This is a genomic window from Shewanella septentrionalis, assembly GCF_025370265.1.
In the GTDB taxonomy this organism is placed as follows: Bacteria; Pseudomonadota; Gammaproteobacteria; order Enterobacterales; family Shewanellaceae; genus Shewanella; species Shewanella hafniensis.
Window position 1 is genome coordinate 1 of record NZ_JAMTCC010000100.1, and the last position, 2335, is coordinate 2335.

The following is a 2335-nucleotide window of genomic DNA, read 5'->3' on the forward strand; positions in this document are numbered from 1 at the left end:
AAGTTCTATAATCCGGCAACGGACGTACTACTAAACCCGTTTGATGAACGCTGTGCTTACTGGGATGTGTGGTGTGATGCGCATGAGCCCTCAGATTTTGAGAACATGGCGAGCGCGCTCATTCCCCAGCATGGTGAGGGCGATCCATTCTGGGTGCAATCTGCTCGCACCATTTTTTCATCTACTGCATTTAAGATGCAAGATGAACCTAAAATGAACCAAACCACTGAACGACTGCTTGAACTCATGCTGACCAGCGAACTTGAGTCCTTAAGTGAATACTTAAAAGGGACCGAATCGGCCTCACTGGTATCAGATAAAATCCAAAAAACGGCGATATCCATTAAATCGGTCCTCGCTGCCTACATCAAATCATTACGATTCCTTGCCGGACTGGATGAAAAGGACGAACAGGGAAAACTCCTTCGCCGCAAATTTTCAATTCGTGAGTGGGTGAAAAACGATGCCGAAAATGGCTTTCTATTTCTATCCAGCAACGCACAGCAACATGCATCATTGCGCCCCTTGATCTCAATGTGGCTATCCATTGCCTCGACCGCCATTTTGGAACAAGACGAAGATCCGGACCGCAGAATTTGGGTGTTGATGGATGAAGCACCAAGCTTGCACAAGTTACCTGAACTTGCCGAAACAATCGCAGAAGTGCGTAAGTTTGGCGGCTGTTATGTCATAGGCATTCAGTCATTCGCACAGCTTAAAAAAGTCTATGGCGAAAATGCGGCACTTGAAATGTTCGACTTGCTCAACACTCGCTTATTTTTCCGCTCACCCTCTAACGAAATGGCCAAAATCTCGTCTCACGATTTAGGCGAGCAAGAAGTCGATGTATCTAAAGAGCAATACAGCTACGGCGCTAATGAAATCAGGGATGGCGTATCACTGGGCCATCAAACCATTACCCGCCCTGTGGTCACGCCCTCTGAAATCATGCAGCTTGAAGATTTACAATTTTGGCTGCGCACGCCTGGCAATTATCCCGTGGTAAGAGTGGATTTAGAGTTTAACCAAATGCGCTCACTGTGCGCCCCGTTTATCAAACGTAACTACACCCCGTCTGAAAACATAAAGCAGATTGAATGGAGTCTGAACTATCACCAGTTCAGTGCGGTTCAACACGTCGATAAAGCGGATAAAACCAAGCTCCAAAGCATTCATGACACCATGTATGAAGGGGATGAAAACAATGATGAACGCAGCGCGGAAGCGCAACGCATGACCAAACTTGCTGAAAAAACCGATGCGGTCGCCCAAAGCCTCATCGATGCGAAAAAGGCCAAACCGACTGAGTTAGCGCTCAAAGATGCAGAGAAGAAAAAAGCCGCTGAAAAACAAAAGGCCAATGACCAGCACATTGAGGATGCACAGCGACTTGAAGAGCAACAAATAGCCTCAGTACATGAAGAAATATCGCTCGACTAAAGGAGCTAAAACGATGACCTCATTCAACACCACAGTACGAGTGCCCGAATTGTCGGCGAAAAAGCCCTCACGTAAAGCCTCTAAAAATGACAATGAACGGATGAACGTCATGCGTCGAATTGAAGCCATCGCGGAACTCAAAGCGCTGGGCTTCACGTCTGACGAAATCAAAGCCCAACTCGACTCAGAATAAACCTACCGGATTAGTTCACCTCGCGCCCCGCGCGAGGTCCCTCTAAAGGAATATCAATATGCTTTCCATCAGTCCCATTGCGTCGAGCGCTGGCGGCGCGGCCAGCTACTACCTCAGTGAAGAAAAGAACCTCAATTTGCCTGACGTGTCGTTAGAAAAAGCAGCGGACGCCAAAGAAGGGGAAACCAACTATTACTTGAAAGAGCAGAGCGCCGAGCCCAATACCCAATGGTTTGGCAAACTGGCAGAGCAAGAGGGAATGCTAGGCAAGCCCGTTGAAGAGCATCAACTCAAAGAGGTGTTAGCCGGTAGCCTGAACGACCAAACGCTTAAAACCCAAAACAGCAACGCCCGCAACGGTTTTGACTTTACCTTTTCGGCGCCTAAATCCGTCAGTTTGCTTGCACTCGTGGGCGGCGATAAGCGCTTAATGACAGCGCACGATGACGCGGTAAGATTCGCGTTATCGCATATCGAGAAAGATGCGGCGCAGGCCAGACAAACTAACCCTGATACCAAAGCGACCTCTTTTGAAAACACGGGCAATTTGCTGTTTGCAATGGTGCGTCACAAAACCAGCCGTGAAGAAGATCCGCAGCTGCACACCCACTCACTCACCGCCAACATGACCAAGGACAGCGAGGGCACATTGCGCGCGCTGGCAAGCAGCTTTAAACAAAAAGGCGGCATCATCAATGGCAC

The 2335-nt window shown here is 48.7% G+C and carries 3 protein-coding genes; all 3 read left to right on the forward strand.

Annotation, left to right across the window (positions count from 1 at the left end; all coding sequences use genetic code 11):
• Positions 1–1440 (forward strand): type IV conjugative transfer system coupling protein TraD (gene traD, locus NE536_RS22645; RefSeq protein WP_261274102.1); only part of this gene is annotated, 1440 nt, incomplete at its 5' end.
• Positions 1441–1453: 13 nt separating this feature from the next.
• Entirely contained in the window at positions 1454–1633 is a 180-nt protein-coding gene (locus NE536_RS22650) for a hypothetical protein (RefSeq protein ID WP_063883618.1), read from the forward strand.
• Between the two features lie 58 nt (positions 1634–1691).
• Positions 1692–2335 (forward strand): MobF family relaxase (mobF, locus tag NE536_RS22655; RefSeq protein ID WP_261274103.1); only part of this gene is annotated, 644 nt, incomplete at its 3' end.

Coding starts and splice junctions, on each gene's coding strand:
- NE536_RS22650 (WP_063883618.1), top strand. CDS start 1,454: ATGACCTCATTCAACACCACAGTACGAGTGCCCGAATTGTCGGCGAAA.